This window comes from Nonomuraea sp. WAC 01424, assembly GCF_003947315.1.
Taxonomy (GTDB): Bacteria; Actinomycetota; Actinomycetes; order Streptosporangiales; family Streptosporangiaceae; genus Nonomuraea; species Nonomuraea spiralis.
The window spans coordinates 1-22,739 of sequence record NZ_QHHZ01000027.1 but is presented as its reverse complement, the minus strand read 5'-3'; the positions used below and the strand labels follow the sequence as shown (position 1 = coordinate 22,739).

The 22,739-nt window shown below is 66.9% G+C and carries 5 protein-coding genes; 4 read left to right on the top strand and 1 reads right to left on the bottom strand.

Annotated features, from left to right (window positions below; translation table 11 throughout):
- Positions 1 to 1,142: 1,142 nt before the first annotated feature.
- Both DMB42_RS48780 and DMB42_RS48775 read left to right on the top strand, forming a co-directional pair.
- Positions 1,143 to 17,120: an RHS repeat-associated core domain-containing protein gene (locus DMB42_RS48780; protein WP_125647815.1), complete on the top strand. Its 15,978-nt coding sequence runs from the start codon at positions 1,143 to 1,145 to the stop codon at positions 17,118 to 17,120.
- A 295-nt stretch (positions 17,121 to 17,415) separates the two neighbouring features.
- Complete coding sequence (locus tag DMB42_RS48775) at positions 17,416 to 18,681, top strand: WD40 repeat domain-containing protein (RefSeq protein WP_125647813.1); 1,266 nt, start codon at positions 17,416 to 17,418, stop codon at positions 18,679 to 18,681.
- A 251-nt stretch (positions 18,682 to 18,932) separates the two neighbouring features.
- On the opposite strand, the gene DMB42_RS48770 is transcribed toward DMB42_RS48775, so the two are convergent.
- Positions 18,933 to 19,334, bottom strand: a complete 402-nt coding sequence (locus DMB42_RS48770; protein ID WP_221762702.1) for an integrase core domain-containing protein — start codon at positions 19,332 to 19,334, stop codon at positions 18,933 to 18,935.
- A 1,191-nt stretch (positions 19,335 to 20,525) separates the two neighbouring features.
- Between DMB42_RS48770 and DMB42_RS48765 the strand changes: the two genes are divergently transcribed.
- Positions 20,526 to 20,732, top strand: a complete 207-nt coding sequence (locus DMB42_RS48765) for a cold-shock protein (protein WP_020545593.1) — start codon at positions 20,526 to 20,528, stop codon at positions 20,730 to 20,732.
- Positions 20,733 to 21,084: 352 nt separating this feature from the next.
- Entirely contained in the window at positions 21,085 to 22,512 is a 1,428-nt protein-coding gene (locus tag DMB42_RS48760; RefSeq protein ID WP_260478385.1) for a DEAD/DEAH box helicase, read from the top strand.
- The last annotated feature ends 227 nt before the right edge of the window (positions 22,513 to 22,739 follow it).

Genomic DNA, 22,739 nt, shown 5'->3' with positions numbered 1-22,739 from the left:
GATCCCTCCGGAGCTGGTGGCCATTCTCTGCGAGCACATCGAACAGCACGGCGCGGCGGAAGACGGCCGGCTGTTCCGCACCCGAACCGGTGCGGTCTTCTCGGGCTTGACCGTCTCCCAGGTGGGGAAGGAAGCACGGGCCTTCGCCCTCGCCCATGACCAGGTCTTGTCCCCGTTGGCTGTCAGACCGTACGACCTGAGGCACGCGGCTGTCTCACTTTGGAAGCTCTGTCGCAGTGATCCTTGGAACGCAAAGTCCCTGGGCTGGTCCCAGGGTCATTTGCTGTGCGTGACCTGGGAGAACACCCCCGCGGTCCATTCCGCGTATGTTCCGCGACGGGTGGCACATGGCTGCTCTCCGCTGCCTGTCCGCGTGGCCTGCGATCCTGCAAAACCCCTGCTCACACTAGGGATACGGTGGTGAGGAGAGTAGGGCGGGTGGGACTTGAACCCACGACCCACGGATTATGAGTCGGTTCCCTGGGTGTCGCTCAGTGTCGCGGAGTGACCTTTTCTATCGCTGTGGACGGAATTCTCCCCACCGTCGTGTCGGGAAGTGATGACGGGTGCCGTGCTGCATCGCGTACACGCGAGCAACCACCGAGCAACCATGTGTTCTTGACCATCACCATTATGTGCCGCTTACCCCTTCGGCCAGGTGTTGGAGCACGTGCCGAGCACGCTGACCGCCATCTGTACATAGTGCCCACTTGCGCTGACGGAGAATTCTTCAGCGTGGCGCCACCTGTGATGATCGAATCAGGGTGTCAGCCGTTCGCCTGTGTTGTTCTTCTCGCTGGGCCATAAACGGGCGCGACGACATCGGAATTCGAAGCGGCTCTGAACCGCTCGCGTGATCCTTGATGTCGTAGAGAAAATCGGTCCCGCCCTTGTCGTGAGCAGCCGGTAAGCGCGGGGACCGAATGCTTCCACCTCCACGCGAATGCCTCAGCTGCTTCCCGCCAAAATAACGGACCGCGCCTTCTTGCCTGGTTGCCCGCCCCGGAGTCCCTCGCGCAGGCGCGAGTGCCGGCCAGGTGAGACGCATGGTGACGGGGACGCTACAGAATTCGTCCACCCCCTTGGGAAATCAAGAATTCCTGTGTGATGTACGTCACACTGCGACTTTAGGCTTCCTGTGCATGAGCTGGCCGAATCCCCTTGGCCGGGACTATTTCCGGCCTGCTGCACCACCAGTGATCACCTTGTCAAGGCCTATTCCTGGTTCGACTTTTCTGTGTATATCTGTGGCGTTCTTTATGCGGCGCTTACGGGGATGCGCCTGGTCTGCGGGGAGCGTGGGCGTGGCCATGCGGCGTGCTCGGACAGGTGCGGGTGTGCTGGGTCGGACCCGGCTAGGAATCGGAATCAATGGACCATCCAGGTGGCTGAGCCGCCTCGTCGTGGTCGTGACCATGATCCTCATGCCGGGGATCCTCGCGCTGCAGGCGCAGGCGGTCGTCGTGGACCCCTCGCCGAACCGGCTGGCGATTCCCGGCTCCCCGGGGGCGGGCTCCGCCGGCGCCGTTCCCGTCCAGCGCTCAGGAAGCGCGGCGAACCTGCCGCACCTCGTCGATCCGGCCGCCACTCAGCCGAAGACCGAGGACAAGGCGAAGAGCACCGGCGACAAGCGGCCCAAGGGGTCGCTCCCGCTGGAGAAGCCGCGCGAGGTGCCGGACGAGCCGGCCACGGACGGGCTGAACAGCCCGCCGCCGCTGACCTGGGAATCGCCGCGTACGAATGACGACGCACGGCAGACCCGCGCACGCGCCGAGAGCGCCGCCCTGCACAAGGTCTCCGTGGCAAGCGCGGCGAAGACCACCCGGACGCAGGCCGTGACGGCCGCCGCGCTTCCGGCGGTGTCGGGCATGTCGGCCTCGCCGGGCCAGCAGACGTCGGGCCTGTGGACGTTCCCGTCCACGCAGCCGACCTTCTACGCGTACGGCGGGGACGCGGACTCGCGGACCTTGCGCCTGGAGGCCCAGGTCGAGCACGACCCGTCGGTCGCCGCGCAGGGCACGGGCCTGATCTGGTCCGACACCGGCTCGCTGTCCAGCAGCGGTTGTTACACGACCAGCAAGTGCTGGTTGCAGACCCCGGCCGTGGCGTCGGGCAAGTTGAAGGACGGCTGGCTGGTTCGCTGGCGGGTGCGGGTCTCCACGTCCGGCGGCGTGGTGAGCGCCTGGTCGGCCTGGCAGGCCGCGCGGGTGGACACCTCCAAGCCGGTCGTTTCGGAGGCGATCGCCTCGCCCGGACAGGTGACGTCCGGGATCTGGAGCCTGCCGTCCACGCAGCCGAGCTTCTACGCGTACGGCGGCGACCCGGAGTCGCGGACGTTGCGTCTGGAGGCGCAGGTCGAGCACGACCCGTCGGTGGCGACGCAGGGTACGGGCCTGATCTGGTCGGGTTCCGGTTCCTTGTCGTCGAGTGGTTGTTACACGACCAGCAGGTGCTATCTGCAGTCGCCCGTCGTGGCGTCGGGCAAGTTGAAGGACGGGTGGCTGGTTCGCTGGCGGGTGCGCGTGTCCACCGCCGACGGGGTGGCCGGCCCGTGGTCGGAGTGGCAGGGCGGCCGGGTGGACACCTCCAAGCCGGTGGTGTCGGAGCAACTGGCCTCGCCTGGCCAGCAGGTGGCGGGGTTGTGGACGTTGTCGTCCGTGCAGCCGAGCTTCTACGCGTACGGCGGCGACCCGGAGTCGCGGACGTTGCGTCTGGAGGCGCAGGTCGAGCACGACCCGTCGGTGGCGACGCAGGGTACGGGCCTGATCTGGTCGGGTTCCGGGTCTTTGTCGTCGAGTGGTTGTTACACCACCAGCAGGTGCTACTTACAGACGCCTGCGGTGTCGTCGGGCAAGCTCAAGGACGGTTGGCTGGTTCGCTGGCGCGTGCGCGTGTCGGCATCCGACGGGGTGGCTGGCCCCTGGTCGGAGTGGCAGGAGTCGACGGTCGCGGTGAGCGGCACGGCCGGTAGCGACCTGGGCGCGGTGCCCGCGACGCGTGGCACCGACGCGTGGACGCTGGCGTCCGTCACACCGTGGTTGTACGCCAAGGTCACCGACGCCGGCGGCTCCAAGCTGGTGCTGGGTGTCGAGGTCGAGCACGACCCCGCCGTTCCGTCGCAGGGCACGGGCCTGATCTGGTCCGGCAAGGCCACCACCTCCTACGCCTCGGGTGGAAACGCCTGGCTGCAGGTCCCGGCCGGGCAACTGACGGACGGGATGAAGGTGCGCTGGCGCGTGCGCGGTGTGACCACGGCGGGCGTGGAGGGCGAGTGGTCGGCCTGGCAGAGCGCCGCGGTGGACGTGACCAAACCCGCCGCGTCCGACGCGGGGTTGACCCCGGCGACCAAGGGCGCGACCTCGTGGACGGCGTCGTCGGTGACGCCGTGGTTGTACGCCAAGGTCAGCGACCCCGATTCGCGGGCCTCGAAACTGTCGGTGCAGGTCGAGCACGACCCCACCGCGACCGGGCAGGGCAGCGGCCTGATCTGGGAGGGCAAGGGCGCCACCGCCTACGCCTCGGGCGGTAACGCGTGGGCGCAGGTCCCCGCGGGCAAGCTGACGGACGGCATGAAGGTGCGCTGGCGGGTACGCGGTGAGACCACCACCGGCGCGCTCGGCCCATGGACCGACTGGACCGCAACCGCGATCGACCTCAACAAGCCGGCGATCCAGTCGCTCGGCATGGATCCCGCTCTTCCCGGCTCCGCGTCTTGGACGGCGGGGACGGTGACGCCGTGGCTGTTCGCCAAGGTGAGCGACCCGGAGAACCGGTCGAGCAAGCTCGACGTGGAGGTCGAGCACGACCCGGCCGTTCCCGCGCAGGGGGCGGGGCTGATCTGGTCGGGCTCCTCGGACAAGGCGTACGCGCCGGGCACCAACGCCTGGGCGGTCGTGCCGTCGGGCAAGCTGACCGACGGCTGGCAGATCCGCTGGCGCGCCCGCGCCACCACCACGTCCGGCGTGTCGGGGCCGTGGTCGGAGTGGGTGTCGGCGCGCGTGGACACGACGGTGTTCAAGACGATCCCGCCTGGGCCCGCCGTGAGCGAGGTGTCGGCGCCCGCCGGCCAGTTGGTGACGGGCAAGTGGATCCTGCCGACCACCAGTCCGTCCTTCACCGCCGCGATCTCGGACGTGGACCGGCGGCCCGGCGCGCTGGAGGCGGAGGTCGAGCACGACCCGGCCGTACCGGCGCAGGGGACGGGGCTGATCTGGTCCGGGCAGAGCACGACGTTCGATGAGACGTGTTTCAAGGGACAGACGTGCTGGGCCTCGCACGAGTCGCCCGCGGTGACGGGCTTGCAGAACGGCTGGCACGTGCGGTGGCGGGTGCGCGCGGTGGTGCAGTCCACCGCCACAGCGGGCGCGCTGGTGTCCGGCCCGTGGTCGGAGTGGCAGTCCGCGCGCGTGGACACCAGCAAGCCGGTGGTGTCGGAGCAACTGGCCTCCCCAGGTCAGCAGGTGGCGGGCCTGTGGACGTTGCCGTCCACGCAGCCGACCTTCTACGCGTACGGCGGCGACCCCGACTCGCGCAAGCTGCGCCTGGAGGCGCAGGTCGAGCACGACCCGTCGGCCGCCGGCCAGGGCTCCGGGCTGATCTGGTCCGACACTGGCACGCTGTCGAGCAGTGGTTGTTACACGACCAGCAGGTGCTGGTTGCAGTCTCCCGCCGTGGCGTCGGGCAAGTTGAAGGACGGCTGGCTGGTTCGCTGGCGGGTGCGGGTGTCCACCGCCGACCAGGTGGCGGGCCCGTGGTCCGAATGGCAGTCCGGGCGCGTGGACACCAGCAAGCCGGTGGTGTCGGAGCAACTGGCCTCCCCAGGTCAGCAGGCGTCAGGACTGTGGACGTTGCCGTCCACGCAGCCGACCTTCTACGCGTACGGCGGCGACCCCGACTCGCGCAAGCTGCGCCTGGAGGCGCAGATCGAGCACGACCCGTCGGCGGCGAGCCAGGGCTCCGGGCTGATCTGGGCGGCCGGCGGCGCGGTGTCGAGCGGCGGTTGTTACACGACCAGCAGGTGCTGGTTGCAGACCCCGACGGTGGCGTCGGGCGAGCTCAAGGACGGCTGGCTGATCCGCTGGCGCGTGCGGGCCTCCACCGCTGAAGGGGAGGCGGGCCCGTGGTCGGAGTGGCAGTCCGCGCGGATTGACGCCTCCAAGCCGGTGGTGTCGGAGCAACTGGCCTCGCCTGGCCAGCAGGTGGCGGGTATGTGGACGTTGCCGTCCACGCAGCCGAGCTTCTACGCGTACGGCGGCGACCCGGATTCGCGGCCGTTGCGCCTGGAGGCGCAGGTCGAGCATGACCCGGCGGTCGCCACGCAGGGTACGGGCCTGATCTGGTCCGGCACCGGCACGGTGTCGAGCGGCGGTTGTTACACGACCAGCAGGTGCTGGTTGCAGACCCCCGTCGTGTCGTCGGGCAAGTTGAAGGACGGCTGGCTGGTTCGCTGGCGGGTGCGCGTGTCCACCGCTGACGGCATAGCCAGTCAGTGGTCGGAGTGGCAGGCCGGCCGCGTGGACACCTCCAAGCCGGTGGTGTCGGAGCAACTGGCCTCGCCGGGCCAGCAGGTGGCGGGGTTGTGGACGTTGTCGTCCGCGCAGCCGACCTTCTACGCGTACGGCGGCGACCCCGAGTCGCGGACCTTGCGTCTGGAGGCGCAGGTCGAGCACGACCCGTCGGTGGCGACGCAGGGTACGGGCCTGATCTGGTCGGGTTCCGGTTCCTTGTCGTCCAGTGGTTGTTACACGACCAGCCGATGCTATTTGCAGTCACCTGCGGTGACAGCGGGCAAGCTCAAGGACGGTTGGCTGGTTCGCTGGCGGGTGCGGGTGTCCACCTCGGACGGTGTCGCCGGTCCGTGGTCGGAGTGGCAGGAGTCGACGGTCGCGGTCAGCGGCACAGCCGGTAACGGCCTGGGCGCGGTGCCCGCGACGCGTGGCACCGACGCGTGGACGCTGGCGTCCGTCACACCGTGGTTGTACGCCAAGGTCACCGACGCCGGCGGCTCCAAGCTGGTGCTGGGCGCCGAGGTCGAGCACGACCCCGCAGTACCGGCCCAGGGCACGGGCCTGATCTGGTCCGGCAAGGCCACCACCTCCTACGCCTCGGGCGGCAACGCCTGGCTGCAGGTCCCGGCCGGGCAACTGACGGACGGGATGAAGGTGCGCTGGCGGGTACGCGGCGTCACCACCGCCGGCGCCGAGGGCGAGTGGTCGCCCTGGCAGAGCGCGAGCGTCGACGTGACCAAACCCGCCGCGTCCGACGCGGGTCTGACCCCGGCGACCAAGGGCGCGACCTCGTGGACGGCGTCGTCGGTGACGCCGTGGTTGTACGCCAAGGTCAGCGACCCCGATTCGCGGGCCTCGAAACTGTCGGTGCAGGTCGAGCACGACCCCACCGCGACCGGGCAGGGCAGCGGCCTGATCTGGGAAGGCAAGGGAACCACCGCCTACGCCTCCGGCGGCAACGCCTGGGCGCAGGTCCCCGCGGGCAAGCTGACGGACGGCATGAAGGTGCGCTGGCGCGTACGCGGTGAGACCACCACCGGCGCGCTCGGCCCATGGACCGACTGGACCGCGACCAGCTTCGACCTGCGCAAACCGTCGGTGTCCGGCCTGTCGATGACGCCCGCGACCTGGGACGCGGGAACCTGGACGGCGGCGGCGACCTCGCCGTGGCTCTACGCGAAGGTGACCGACCCGGAGACCAGGGATTCCCTGCTTGCCGTGGAGATCGAGCACGACCCGGCCGCGACCGGGCAGGGCAGCGGCCTGATCTGGACGGGCAAGAGCGCTCAGGCGTACCACTCGGGTGACAACGCGCTGGTGCAGGTGCCGGGCGGGAAGCTGACCGACGGGATGAGGATCCGCTGGCGGGCCCGTGCCGAGACCACCAGCGGCGCCATCAGCCCGTGGTCGGACTGGACCCAGGCACGCGTGGACCTCAACAAGCCGTCGGTCGAGTCGCTGGGCATGGACCCGGCGCTTCAGGGCAGCGCGTCGTGGACGGCCGGAACGGTGACGCCGTGGCTGTTCGCGAAGGTCACCGATCCTGACAACCGGTCGAGCAAGCTCGACGTGGAGGTCGAGCACGACCCGGCCGCCGCCGGGCAGGGGACCGGGCTCATCTGGTCGGGCTCATCGGACCAGGACTACGCGACGGCAACGATCGCCTGGGCGGCCGTACCGGCCGGGAAGCTGACCGACGGATGGCAGATCCGCTGGCGCGCCCGCGCCACCACCACGTCAGGGGCGTCCGGGCCGTGGTCGGCGTGGGTGTCGGCGCGGGTGGACACGGCGATCGCCAAGACGATCCCGCCCGGCCCGGTCGTGAGCACGGTGTCGGCGCCGGTCGGGCAGTTGGTGTCCGGCAAGTGGATCCTGCCGAGCACCAGCCCGTCCTTCACCGCCGCGATCGCGGACGCCGACCGGCGGCCCGGCGTACTGCAGGCGGAGGTCGAGCACGACCCGGCGGCGACCGGCCAGGGCACCGGCCTGATCTGGACCGGGCAGGGCACGACGTTCGGTAACACCTGTTTCACGAACCAGACGTGTTCGGCCTCCCACGAGTCGCCCGAGGTGACGGGGCTGCAGAACGGCTGGCAGATCCGGTGGCGAGTGCGCGCGGTGGTGCAGTCCACCGCCGCTCCCGGCGCGCTGGTGCCCGGCCCGTGGTCGGAGTGGCAGTTCGGCCAGGTGGACACCTCCAAGCCGGTGACGTCGGACCTCCTGGCCTCGCCCGGTCAGCAGGTGGCAGGTCTGTGGACGTTGCCGTCCACGCAGCCGAGCTTCTACGCGTACGGCGGCGACCCGGACGCCCGGGCGTTGCGCCTGGAGGCGCAGATCGAGCACGACCCGTCGGCCACCGCCCAGGGCACAGGGTTGATCTGGTCCGGCACCGGCACGGTGTCGAGCGGCGGTTGTTACACGACCAGCAGGTGCTGGTTGCAGACACCCGTGGTGACGGCCGGCAAGCTGAAGGACGGCTGGCTGATCCGCTGGCGCGTACGGGTGAGCACGTCAGGTTCGGTGGCCAGTCAGTGGTCGGACTGGCAGGCCGGGCGGGTGGACACCTCCAAGCCGGTGGTGTCGGAGCCGCTGCTCACGCCGGGGCAGGAGGCGGCAGGTTCGTGGACGTTGCCGTCCACGCAGCCGACCTTCTACGCGTACGGCGGCGACCCGGACTCGCGGCCGTTGCGCCTGGAGGCGCAGGTTGAGCACGACCCGTCGGCCGCCGGGCAGGGCTCAGGTTTGATCTGGTCCGGCACCGGGACGGTGTCGAGCAGTGGTTGTTACACGACCAGCAGGTGCTGGTTGCAGACCCCCGCCGTGGCGTCGGGCAAGCTGAAGGACGGCTGGCTGATCCGCTGGCGCGTGCGTGTGTCCACGGCGGCCTCGGTCGCCAGCCAGTGGACGGAGTGGCAGGCCGGGCGCGTGGACACCAGCAAGCCGGTGGTGTCGGAGCCGCTGGCCTCGCCTGGCCAGCAGGTCGCGGGCTTGTGGACGTTGCCGTCCACGCAGCCGAGCTTCTACGCGTACGGCGGCGACCCGGACTCGCGGCCGTTGCGCCTGGAGGCGCAGATCGAGCACAACCCGTCGGCCGCCGGGCAGGGCTCAGGTTTGATCTGGTCCGGCACCGGCACGGTGTCGAGCAGTGGTTGTTACACGACCAGCAGATGCTGGTTGCAGACCCCCGCCGTGACGTCGGGCAAATTGAAGGACGGCTGGCAGGTTCGCTGGCGCGTACGGGTCTTCACCGCCGACGGAGTGGCCAGTCAGTGGTCGGAGTGGCAGGCCACCCGGGTGGACGCCTCCAAGCCTGTGGTCTCGGAGGCGACGGCTTCCCCAGGACAGCAGACGTCAGGACTGTGGACGCTGACCTCGACGCAGCCCACCTTCTACGCCTACGGCGGCGACCCCGACTCGCGGACCTTACGCCTGGAGGCGCAGGTCGAGCACGACCCGTCGGTCACCGCGCAGGGCACGGGCCTGATCTGGTCGGGCACAGGCGACCTGTCGAGCAGTGGTTGTTACACGACCAGCAGATGCTGGTTGCAGACGCCCACGGTGACGTCGGGCAAGTTGAAGGACGGCTGGCTGGTCCGCTGGCGCGTACGGGTGTCCACCGCCGAGGGGATCGCGGGCCCGTGGACGGAGTGGCAGGCGTCCACCGTCGCGGTGAGCGGAACGGCGGGCGACGGCCTGGGCGCGGTGCCCGCCACCCGTGGCACCGACTCGTGGACGCTGGCGTCCGTCACACCGTGGTTGTACGCAAAGGTGACCGACGCCGGAGGTTCCAAACTGGTGCTGGGCGCCGAGATCGAGCATGACCCGGCCGCTCCCGCCCAGGGCACGGGTCTGATCTGGTCCGGCAAGGGCACCACTCAGTACGCCTCCGGCGGCAACGCCTGGCTGCAGGTCCCGGCCGGGAAACTGACCGACGGCATGAAGATCCGCTGGCGGGTACGCGGCATCACCACCGCCGGTGCGGAAGGCGAATGGTCACCCTGGCAGAACGGCACCGTGGATCTCGGCAAACCAAGCATCGACGGCCTGGGGATGAACCCCGCCATCCGGGGCACGACATCCTGGACGGCGGAGTCGCTGACGCCGTGGATGTACGCCAAGGTCACCGACCCGGAAAACCGCCCCGGCAAGCTCGACGTCCAGGTGGAGCACGACCCGGCGAACGGCGACGAGGGCACCGGCCTGATCTGGTCGGGCACCTCGGACAAGGATTACGCCTCCGGGACCAACGCCTGGACGGCCGTACCGGCCGACAAGCTGACCGACGGCTGGCACATCCGCTGGCGGGCCAGGGCCACGACCACCTCCGGGGTGTCGGGGCCGTGGTCGGACTGGGTGTACGCGAGCGTGACGGCGCTGCCGTTCGAGTCGTTCTCCCCGGCGAACAACAGCCAGGTGGGCTCGCTGACGCCGGTGCTGTCGGCGAACGCGCGGCCCTTCAACAAGGGTGAGGTCAAGTACTGGTTCCAGATCTGCGCGGGCAGCGCACCGAACTGGCGCTGGTGCAAGGACTCGGCGGAGAAGACCGAGGACTGGACCAAGGAAGGCGCCTGGCAGGTCGTCGACGAGCGGCTGAAGTGGGGCGAGACGTACTCGTGGATGGCCAAGGCGGCCACCACCTACACCACGGTGACGTCTTCGTGGCGGACCTTCACTCCGGTGCCGGAGCAGGGCAACATCAACGGACTGCTGACCGCCGGCACGGAGGGTCACGAGTTCAACCACACTTCGGGCAACTACGTGCACACCGAGACCGACGCCTCGGTGACGGTGGTCGGGCCACAGCTGTCGGTGAGCCGTACCTACAACAGCCTGGACCCCCGTACGGACGGCATGTTCGGCGCCGGCTGGACCACCCGGTACGACATGCGGATCGAGGCCGAGCCGACGGGCAGTCTGCTGGTGACCTACCCGGGCGGGGAGCAGCTGCGGTTTGCGCCCACCGGTAACGGCAACTACGCGCCGCCGCAGGGCACGTTCGCGACGATGGCCGCCGAGCAGACGGGGGGTTGGCGGTTGATGGACAAGTCGGCCACCTCCTACTGGTTCGACGCATCCGGCCTGCTCACCAGGATCACAGACCATCGTGGACGCGGGCAGGAGCTGACCCGCGGCAGCGATGGCAAGCTGACCAAGGTGACCGCGACCGGAGGCCGGTCGCTGACGTTCACCTGGCAGGGCAATCACGTGGCGAGCGTGTCCACCGACCCGGTGAACGGCACGCCGCTGACGTGGACCTACACCTACGAGGCTGATCTGCTGGTCAAGGTGTGCCCGCCAACCTCGGCCACGGCCTGCACGACCTACACCTACGACACGGCCTCACGGTACAAGAGTGTGGTCATCGACTCGGAGCCGGAGTACTACTACCGGCTGAATGAAGCCGACACTCGTACCGGCACCGTGGTCGCCAGCGCGGCGAGCTGGAACATCACCGAAGAGCAGGCCAAACTGAACGGGTCCACGCCGGCCGACCTCGGTCCTCGGGTCCCGGGCGCGCTGGCCGGCTCACCCGACCCGGCGATGCGCTTCAAGGGAGCGGCGAGCTCGACCTTCGTGCAGCTGCCGAAGAACGCCATCAGCGGCCGGGGTGGGGAACTGGCGGTCGAGGCGTGGTTCAAGACCACCGCCTCCGGCACGGTCATCGGCATGCAGAGCACCGCCGACAACACATCGGCGCCGCCCGAAACCGCGATGGACGCGAGCATTGACGGCACGCCGTCGAAGTCCATGCCGGTGGTGTACGTGGGGACCGACGGCAAGCTGCGCGGTCAGTTCTACACCGGCCCGTCCACGATCGCGCAGACCCCGATCACCTCCTCGGGCACGGTGAACGACGGAGCCTGGCACCATGTGGTGCTGTCTGCGGTGCAGACCAAGCCCGCCACCAGCTCGACCCCGGCGGAGCACACCCAGACGCTGTATCTGGACGCCGTCGAGGTGGGCACGCTGGCGGGGGAGATCCGGCACGGAGAGATGGCGGAGACCCGGATCGGCTCCGGTCAGGGCTCCTCGGCCTGGCCGTCCACGACCAGCGCAGCCGCGATCTTCCCGTTCAACGGCGACATCGACGAGGCCGCGATCTACGGCAGACCGCTGAGCACGGCAGCCGTGCAGCGGCACTTCGCGGCCGGCAATGCGCAGCCGCAGTTGACCAAGGTGACCCAGCCGTCGGGCCGGGTATGGGCGGTCAACGCCTACAACCCCGATGGCGGCCGGCTGATGACGAACACCGACGCCAACGGAGGCACGTGGAAGCTGTCGGACCCGGTGTACGCGAAGCAGACCACGATCTCCACCTTCGCCACCGTGACGGTGACCGACCCGCACAACGGCGTCGTCACCTACGTCGCCGACGCGCAGCGCGGCTACCGGGAGGTGTCGGTGACCGACCAGGTTGGCGCGACCACGAAGTGGGCCTATGACGTGGGCGGGAATCCAGCCAAGGTGATCGACCCCAACGGTAACGTGGTCGAGCTGGCCTACAACGCACGTGGGAACCTGCTGTCAAAGAGGACCTGCCGGACGGCGGGCGCGGACTGCTCGACGGAGTACTACGACTACTTCGTCATCAACGACAAACCGTTCGACCCGCGCAACGACGTGAAGATTGGCCAGCGGGACGCCCGGTCGGCCTCGGCCACCGACGAGACCTACATGACCTCGTGGACGTTTGACGAATTCGGCGAAGAGGTCAAGTCCACCACTCCGGCCACGGCAGACTTCCCCACCGGCCGCAGTATGAGTAAGTCCTACACCAATGGCACCGAGTCCGCAGTCGGCGGCGGAACCACGCCTGCCGGGCTCGTGAAGTCGGCCAAGGATTTCAAGGGCAGCGAGACCATCTACGCCTACACCGCCGCCGGTGACCTGGCGACCGAGACGCTTCCGTCGGGACTGGTGAAGAAATTCACCCATGACGCGCTCGGTCGCGTGATCTCCACCACGGAGATCTCCCAGGCGTACCCGGAGGGCGTGACAAGCACGATCGCCTACGACGCCTTGGGCAAGGTGACCGCCAAGACAGGGCCGGGCATCAAGAACGACATCGATGGCAAGACCCACACCGTGACGTGGTCGGCCACCTACGACGCCGACGGCCTGCTGCTGACGGAGACCAGCGCCGACGCGACAGGCGGGGACGCGGCGCGCAGCACCACCTACACCTACGACGCCTACGGCCGGCAGGAGACGATCACCGATCCCGAGAGGGGCGTGGAGACGTTCACCTACGACGCCAAGGGCCGGAAAGTCAGCTCTACCGACCCGCGTGGTACCACGCTGGCCTACACCTACACGCCGGGAGGCCAGCTGGCGACCACGGTGCTGAAGGGGTGGACAGGCAGCCCGCTCGCTCCAGAGGCCGCCAGGGATGTGGTGATGGAGTCCATCGCCTATGATCCGGCGGGCCGGGTCGCGTCCAAGACCGATGCCATGGGGCGCACGACCGCTTACACCTACTACGCCGACAATCTGCCGTTCGAAGCGATCGCCAAGGGCGCGAAGTTGAACGGGGCTTCCAGCGGACGGGACGTCGTGCTGGAATCCAGGGTGTTCGACGCGGCCGGGCAACTGATCCGGCAGACGACCGGTGGTGGCACATTGAAGATCGAAGCGTCGTATGACGCGGCTGGCCGAGTCGCTTCGCAGGTGGTGGATCCGGAGAAGCTGGCCCGTAAGATCAACTTCGCTTACGACGCCAACGACAACGTGCTCAAGGTGACGCGCACGGGCGCGGGCAGCAACCGTATTGAGGAGTCAGAGTTCGAATACAGCGTGCTCAACAAGCCGATCAAGCAGATCCTCCGGAACGACGGCGCCGACCTGGTCACTACGCTGACCGTGGACGATCGCGGTCTGGTCACCGCCATGACCGACCCGCGGGGTAATGCGTCGGGTGCGAACGCGGCCGACTTCACCACGAACATGACCTACAACGCCGCTGGGCTGCCGGTGCGCTTGCAGCTGCCGTCCGTACAGGTTGAACGTAACGGAGGCGCGCCGGTCAGCGAGCGGCCGACCTCGAAGCTGGGTTACAACGCTTTCGGCGAGCGCACCCACCAGGTCGATCCCGAAGGCCGGACCACCACGGTCGCCTATGACCGGGCCGGGCGCGTCACTTCGCAGACCCTCCCGATCTACTCTCCACCCGGCGGGCAGCCGATCACGCCGACCGCGACCGCGGAGTACGACGCTGCCGGCCACCTCGTGAAGGCCACCGATCCCCGCGGCCAGACCACCACCACCGTCTATGACGCGCTGGGCCGCAAGGTGAAGGTCGATGACCCTCCTGCCGGCGGTGGGCAAGCGGGGATCTGGACCCTCGGCTATGACCTGCTCGGCGAGGCTCTGTGGACGGTCGACCCCACTGGTGCACGCTCGGATTCGACCTACGACGATCTCGGCCGGCAGATCACGCTCACCACGATCGAGCGCAAGCCGACGCCCGGCGCCTACGTCACCACGCTGGAATACGACGATGCCGGAAGGCTGACCAAGACCACCCGTCCCACAGGGGACTCGTCGACGCGTGAGTATGACGCGACGGGCGCTTTGACCAAGCACACCGACGCGCTCGGCAACGCCACAACCTTCGGCTACGACCTGGCCGGACGTCCCACGACGACGACCAATATGCTCGGGCTCACCTCGACCGCCGTCTACGACCTGGCCGGCCGCAAGGTGGAAATGCGTGAGCTGGACGCCGGCGGGACGGTTCTACGCACTCGAAAGGCCGGCTACGACTTGGCCGGAAACCTGATCAGCAGCACCTCGGGTGAGGGGCACACCGTCACCCGAGTCTTCGACGCCGCCAACCGGATGACCCAGTTGGTCGAGCCCGTCTCGGCGAGCGAGAGGATCACCAGCAGTTTCGGGTACGACGCCGTCGACGCTCAGACCCGCGCGACCAACGGGCTAGGTCGCGCGACTTACACCACCTATAACAGCCTCGGCCTGGTGGAATCTGTCATCGAGCCCGCGACCGCACAGCACCCGGAGCTGAAGGATCGCACCTGGACTGTCTCCTACGACGCGGGCGGTAACCCCGTTGTCAGCCTCGCCCCGGGCGGGGTGCGCGTGGAGCGGACCTTCGACGAGCTGAACCGGCTCATCAAGCAAACCGGCTCCGGCGCCGAGGTGGACACCGAGGCCAAGACGTTCGGCTACGACCAGGCCGGCCGCCTGGTCACAGCCAACGACCTGACCTTCACCTTCAACGACCGTGGCGAGTTGTTGAAGTCCAGCAGCGCGACGGCCGGGGACCTGAACACGTACGCCTACGACGCCAATGACCGGCTCGTGCAGCGTGTGGACGCGACCGGCACGTCCATCTTCGAATGGGACAACGCCGACCGGCTCACCAAAGCGGTCGATCCCGTCTCGGCGACGACGGTCGACTACAACTACGACAAGTCCAACCGCCTCATCGGGATGGCTTACGGTGCTGGTGGTGCCCGGCGCACGTACGCCTACGACGGGCTGAACCGGCTCACCAAGGATGTGCTGACAACGTCGGCGAACGCGCCGATCGCGGCCATCGAGTATGGCTATGACCTGGACGACGACATGACGTCCAAGACCACCACTGGCACGGCCGGCGCCGGGAAGAGCACCTACACCTACGACTGGGCCAACCGGCTCACCTCGTGGACCGGGCCGGACGCGGTAACGACCCAGTACGGCTGGGACGCCGCCGGCAACCGTATCAAGGCCGGTGACAAGACCTATACCTACGACGAGCGCAACCGGCTCACCGCTGGTGACGGCCGTACCTACACCTACAGCGCTCGTGGCACCCTCGCCGAGGAAGGCGGCGGCATGGTCCGCACCGCCAAATTCGACGCGTTCGACCGCATGGTCAACGACGACGGCGTCCAATACGACTATGACGCGCTCGACAGGGTCGAAACCCGCACCTACAACGCTAAGACCCAGCGCATGACTTATGACGGCGGAAGCAACAACCTCGTCACCATTACCGACACCGCCACCGGAGCCAAGAGCGCCTCGTTCGGACGGGATGCCCTCGGCCGCACCCTCGGTCTGGACGACGGGGGTGGCGCGCAGCTCGCCTTCTGCGACCTGCGCGGGGATCTCATCGGTGCATTCACCGCAACCGGCACCAGCCTGGTCGACTCCGTCGCCTACAACCCCTTCGGTGAAGTGACCGCCCGCACTGGCCAGACCGTGCACGCCCTCGGCTACCAGAGTGGGTACACAGATCCTTCAACGGGCAAGGTCAACATGGCCGCTCGCTGGTACCAGCCCACCGCCGGCAGTTTCGTCAGCCGTGACAGCCTCACCCAGAACCCGGACCCGTCCGTACAGCTCAACCGCTACAGCTATGCGAACAACAACCCCCTGCTCAACGTCGACCCTGACGGCCATGCGTCCTGCAGCAAGAAGCCTAATCAGGCTAAATGCAAGAAGAAGGGTGACGGGGTTCTGACCAAGGCGAGCTACAAGGCCTGCGAGAAAAAGGGCTTCGAGGGGAAGAAGTGCTACGAGGAGAACAAGCTCCATAATCAGAAGGAAGCGTACCAAGACGACTGCGAGCTGGGCATTGATCACTTGAATAGTGCGACAGCATGCAAGAAGGGGGCTAACGCCTATGCGGACTGCCGCATTCGCAACAAGAAGTCGGCGTATGCATGTGAAGCCGACGGGACTCAGGTGGCTTGCCAGAAGATAGGCCTCGGCAATCGCTGTGGCTGGCAATCCGAATACCAGACCTGCCGGCAGGACAAACTCACTTCCCGGCAGGTATGCGTAGAGGCATATCAGGAGAACGCCGAGTGCCGAGGCAGCTACAGCGGTCAGCAGTACGACGCCTCTTCAGCGGTGGTGAAGATGTGCAATGGCGGGACGGCCGAATACGTAGGATGCCGGGGCGACGGGACGGATGGCACGCGAAAGGGTTGCCGGGCGGCAATCGACGCATACGCGGTCTGCAATTACAAGGGCAATATGGCGACCAACTTCGACGGCTATGGGCTCGATGCGAAGACATGTCACGGCGTTGCCCAGAACGTTGCCAGATGCCATGTGAGCGGCGGGACCGGGTCGGACTGCTTCGCCGCCGGCATCGTCCAGCTCAATTGCGTCAAGGAGACGAAGAATCCCGAAGGATGCATGATCGTCGGTAATGGTGCGATCAGCTGCGTCCTTGCCGCCGCGAGCGGCAAGAAGGAAGGGTGCGACGATCGGCCCATGACCGTTAGCTGTAAAATGACGGATCGGACGGACCGTGTAGGCAGATGTACCAAGACGTACAATCCGTACCAGGCGTGGATGGGTGTGATGCACGTCCAGGCGAACAAGGGTTTCCTGGGAGGGGTGTGCGAGTCGATCAAATTCTCCGGAAAGGTGGAGCGGCTGAAGGCCTACGCTGACAAGGGCGGTGAAATATGCGATATGCTCAACTCGGTCTCAGCCTGGGCTAACCAGCTTCAAGCAAGCTCAATCAATAAAATGATCGACGATTTCATCAAGGCGAACCCGGGACGTTGGGTCGCCCTTGGCTACACGGCGACCTTCTTCGGCGGCGGCGTCCAGATCTACGACAAGCCAACGACGATCGGGTTCATCGAATGAGTAGTAGCGTACATCTGAACGCAACCAGCATGATCTGAGAACAGTCGGATGTCGTGGGGCAGAGCATTGCCTCGTATCGGGACCGGGCAGAGATCTGCCCGGTCCGTGCGGCTCGGAGGAGAGAAGCATGTCGGACGCCTCGAGCGCTGCCCGAACGAGTACCGGCACGCACGACAGACCTCTCTCCATGGGGATCATGCTTCACAGGTGCCGGCGTCGTTTGTGTTGGCCGGCTCTCGTAGGACTGGCCCTCGGACTGTGCATCGGAATCGGAATACCCATTCACCGGAATCAGGTGGATGTATCCGATGCTTACGCGATCGCTCTTGATGGTGTCGGCAAGCGTGGCTCTGATTGGTACGCCGCGAAGTTGCTGGGCTACGTGTCGGTCCAGGTCCATACCAACTCCTACACGAGATCAACCTTGGAGGACACCCTTGTCGCAGAGCGCAGGGGATCGTTTCCGGGAAGCGCCAACATAATCGATCTCGCACAGGATCTCAGCGGCGAAGTAGTGCTGATATCCGATGCGCTCGAGGGCTCCGGAATATGGCGGCTGGAGAAGGACGCCACGACAGACCGGGAAAATCTCGAGGGTGCCCGAAGGGTCACGCTCGATGACGAGTCCGGGCCGGTAGCTCTTTCCTCCGACGGGAGAGTCGCAGTCGTCGGTGAAAGCGCCAGTGGTGACATCGCGATGTGGGACCTCGGCGACCCCGTCAAACCAATCAAGACGATGATCCGTGTGGGCAGCTATAAGGCGGACCTGCTAGATGTGTCCTTGAGTGCTGACGGAAGAACTTTATTCGCCGGCTTCGGGGATGGGTCTGTAGAAATTTGGCAGCTCTTCGCCAGGCAGAAGCCGAAGCTGTTGTCGCGCATGCACGAGAACGCTTCAGGAGTGCATAGCATATCGACCACGACAGACGGCCGCATGCTGCTCACTGTCAGCGATGACTCTGCGGCGATATGGCTACTGGCCGGCCGAGCGCGCCCCTTCATGGCCACGAAGCTCATGAGCGCGGAGCTTGATCCCGAAATGCGCTCGTGGACAAGCGGGGCCCTCAGTGCCGATGGCCAAAGGGCGATCATCGGCAGAGCTGTTTACAATCTCACTAATCCACGGCTGCCTGTTCGTGTAGGTTCTCTCCCCATTCCGCCAGAATCTGGAACATCCGTGGCAATTTCCCGTGACGGGTCTATCGCGGCAACCGTCGACGACGAACCGGGCGACACGTCCGGCCGGGATCCAGTTGTCATCTGGGGCCTGCGTGATAATTCTGGGCCGATCAAGCTGGCCACCCTCAGGGCCCCTGAATCGGGAATTTGGCGCCTGGCCATGAACGCGAGCGGTCAGGTGGTCACAGCAGGAACCAGGACGGGCGGCGCATATTCATGGTTGCTCCCAAAGTTCCAGGATGGTTTGATCAGGGATGCCTGCGTCGATGCAGGACTCCTTAGACCTGATCCGGAGTACTGGAAGACGATCAGTGGTGTGCCAGAACCGGATTTCATTAATGAAGAATCGTTCGAAATATGCTCTCGGCTTGACGAGAAGTGAGGCATTTCCAACCTGATCGCGTCGGTCGGCAGGCGCCGGGACAGGTTGGCATGAGAAAGGGCTCTCGGTAAGACACCAGTCGACCAAGATCCGATGCCTCTACCAGAAGCGACACCTACCAGCTCGATGTGCGGGCGCAGCAGCTCGAACGCCTCATCGCCGCGGCCGTTCCGGGCCGGCAGGCTCGCCAGATGGGTGTACCGCTTCAAAGTTCATCGAGTAGGGCTTGAGCTGGGAGTTCTCCGAAGCGGCTATGCGGCTCGGTGGTACTCGTTGATCAGCCCGTCGAGCACCTTCCGGCGTTCGATCAGGCCTTCCAGGGGTACGATGGTCCACTCGTCGTGATCGGGTGGTCGCTGCGAGCGGGACTGGTGTGGCCGATGGCCGTTGTAGTGAGCGGCATACTCCGTCAGAACCGACTGCAGGTGCCGTTCGCCGTAGATCAGCATGCGGTCGGTACGCTCGGCCCGTACAGTGCGCACCCACCGCTCGGCATAGCAGTTCGCCCGCGGCGTGCGCGGCGGGATCTTCACCACTGTCACGCCCGCGCCAGCGAAGACCGCGTCGAACACCTTGGTGAACTTGGTATCTCGGTCGCGGATGAGGAAGCGGAAGAAACCGATGCGGTCCCCGAGGTCCATGAGCAGGGCCATGATCAACAACGAGATCCAGGGCCGGCGGGAACCGAGAGCCCCCAGGTCGAACGCGGTATTGAAGAGTAGGGCGGGTGGGACTTGAACCCACGACCCATGGATTATGAGAATCCTTGGTTGATGTCGCTCGGTGTCACGGAGTGCTGTTTTGTATTGTCGTGGCCGGAATTATCCCCGTCGTCGTGTCGGTCTGTGCCGACGGGTGCCGTGCTGTGTCGCGTACACGCGAGCAACCACCGAGCAACCATGCGTTCTTGACCATCGGCACTATGCGCCATTTGTCCCCCATCTCGGCGCGGCTGTCTGGGGCCAGGCTTGCGTGGTGAACTCGAATTTTGCGGTGGACCGAACTGTGCGAGCAACCACCGAGCAGTCATCGCCTGGTCATTTGCGTTCACAGGCAGGATGGCTCGCAGCGGACCTCGGATGCGATGCATGGTCTGCCTGACGTGCATGGACGTGATTTTCGGCAGGCGCACAGTTGGTGGCCGGTGCCCGGGACGGGCGGGCCCTGGGTCCAGTTGCCGCCCACGCGCAGCTCCCACCACTGGTGCGGCTCCCAGTCGCAATCGTGCACGCTGAGCTGCCTGAGTATCCCGTCCGCCTAGAGGCATTTGCCACGACTCGTGATGCGGTACCAGCCCGGGCCGCCGTACTCGGCGACCGGCTGGTTCTCGACCAGGTGGGCGACCCGATGTGTCACTGGAGTATTAGCCGATCCTCGACCGGCGAGCGGCCCGGTGCCGCCGAGTACCTCGCCGACCTGCTGGTCTGCTCGGTCGTACAGGCAGGCCGCGCTGGCCCGGACGCCTGCGGTGCCCGGAACCGTAAGCCTTTCCCAGCCTGAATGGCGGCCTCTTTGATGAGCTGCAGGACGAGGAGATTGCCTGGCCGATCGGGATGGCGCGGTGCGGGCAACAGCGCAGTTGAACCTGGAACTTGCAGGTCAAGGCGGCAATGGCGCGCGGATGATGTCGGCGTTGGCGGGGGCATGCGCAGCACGGCGGCACATGTGCTAGCCTGGACTCAGTTGCAGTTGTGGTACCCATAAAGACTTGTGTGCACCTGACGGTATGTAGCCTCAGGTGCATTTTTTGTTCTCCGGTCATTTCCGGGTGTGTGGTCCTATCGCGGCGACGCGGAATCCGTTCGACGCGGATTTCGGCTTTGCACCCATCGAAGGAGATCAACATGGCTTCTGGCACCGTGAAGTGGTTCAACGCGGAAAAGGGCTTCGGCTTCATCGAGCAGGACGGCGGCGGCGCCGACGTCTTCGCGCACTACTCCAACATCGTCGCCAACGGCGGCTACCGTGAGCTGCGCGAGGGCCAGAAGGTGGCCTTCGACGTCACGCAGGGCCAGAAGGGCCCGCAGGCCGAGAACATCGTTCCCGCCTGACACTGCGCACCACGTAGCCGGGGCCCGCGCCGCAGGGCGCGGTCCCCGGCGCGTTGCTTTTGTGGCATCCATTGTGCCGTGATGACCTCACAACCCGAGAAGCACAGCGTGTCTGTTCTTCCGCCGCACACCGGATGCACCACCGATGGCTCCGGTTCGGGCATAGGCCCGCTCCAGTTCTACGGCGCGGCATCACAGCCGCGTTCTTCCCGGCGAAAGCCGACCATTTCGACGTACGAGCCCAGGCTGTTTCCGCCGGTTCGACTCGTCTTTCTTCGGCTCGTGCTAGCTGTTCTTGTGCCGCTCATCGCGCCGAGGATCCTGACACGTGCCGCATCGAGGAAGGTTCTGCATGAACCACGCAACTCGCGCGCACGATCGCAACTCTTCGCCCCGTACGGGCGGCTCCGCCCGAAGCAGGGGCGGCCGATTCAGCTCTCCGGCTCAGGGCCGTTCAGGCGCCTCCAGCCGGTCCGGCAACGGGCGGCGTCCCGCCGCGCTCCAGAGAGAGTTCGCGCTGCCGGTCACCGTAACCCCGGCCCTGCCGGCAGCCGCGACGTTCGCTGAGCTGAGCATGCCGCCCGCACTGCTGAAGGTGCTCACCGGCCTGGGCGTGAACGAACCGTTCCCGATCCAGGCGGCCACGCTGCCGAACTCCCTGGCCGGCCGGGACGTCCTGGGGCGGGGGCGCACCGGGTCGGGCAAGACACTCGCCTTCGGCCTGGCCCTGCTCGTCCGCACCTTCGGACAGCGGGCACAATCGCGGCGACCGCTTGCCCTGATCCTCGTCCCCACCAGGGAACTGGCCCAGCAGGTCACCGACGCGCTCACGCCGTACGCCCAAGCGCTGAAGCTGCGGCTGGCCACGGTCGTCGGCGGCATGTCGATCAGCCGCCAGGCCCATGCGCTGCGCAACGGCGCCGAGGTCGTCATCGCGACCCCGGGACGGCTCAGGGATCTCATCGAGCGCGGCGACTGCCGCCTGGACCAGGTCGGCATCACCGTGCTGGATGAGGCCGACCAGATGGCCGACATGGGCTTCATGCCGCAGATCACCCACCTGCTTGACCAGGTGCGCCCAGATGGCCAGCGGATGCTGTTCTCCGCCACTTTGGACCGCAACGTCGATCTGCTGGTCCGTCGCTATCTGAGCGACCCGGTGGTCCATTCGGTCGACCCCTCGGCGGGCGCGGTCACCACGATGGAGCACCACGTGCTGCACATCCAGGGTGCCGACAAGCAGGCCACCACTGTGGAGATCGCTGCTCGCGACGGTCGGGTGATCATGTTCCTGGACACCAAGCACGCTGTGGACCGGCTCACCGAACAGCTGCTGAACAGCGGAGTGCGCGCCGCCGCGCTGCACGGAGGCAAGTCCCAGCCCCAGCGCACCCGCACCCTCGCCGAGTTCAAGAGCGGACACGTCACGGCGCTGGTGGCGACCAACGTCGCGGCCCGCGGCATCCACGTCGACAACCTGGACCTCGTCGTCAACGTCGACCCGCCGAGCGACCACAAGGACTACCTGCACCGCGGCGGCCGCACCGCCCGCGCCGGCGAGTCCGGCAGCGTCGTCACCCTGGTGCTGCCCAATCAGCGCCGTGACATGACCCGCTTGATGGCCGACGCCGGTATCGTCCCGCAGACCAGCGAGGTCCGTTCGGGCGAGGCCGAGCTGAGGCGTATCACGGGCGCCCAGGCTCCCTCAGGCATCCCCGTGACCACCACCGCACCGGTTGTCAGTCGTCGGTCGGGACGGAACGGCAGACGGTTCCGGTAGCAGCGGATGGGGGCTCGCCCAAGGCCAGGCAGTTGAGGCTTTTGGGCTGTTGGCAAGAGTGCTGAAGAGATTGGCCGGGCGGTGTAGATACCCGGCCCAATCTTGCGGATGAGTTGGCTGCTGGCCCAGCGAGACAGTTGCCGCTACATGGTGTTGAGGGTGACATCGCGGAGGTGGCGGGCGATGTCCCGGGCTGGTCAGGGGCGGTTGGGGTCTTGGTGGAGCAG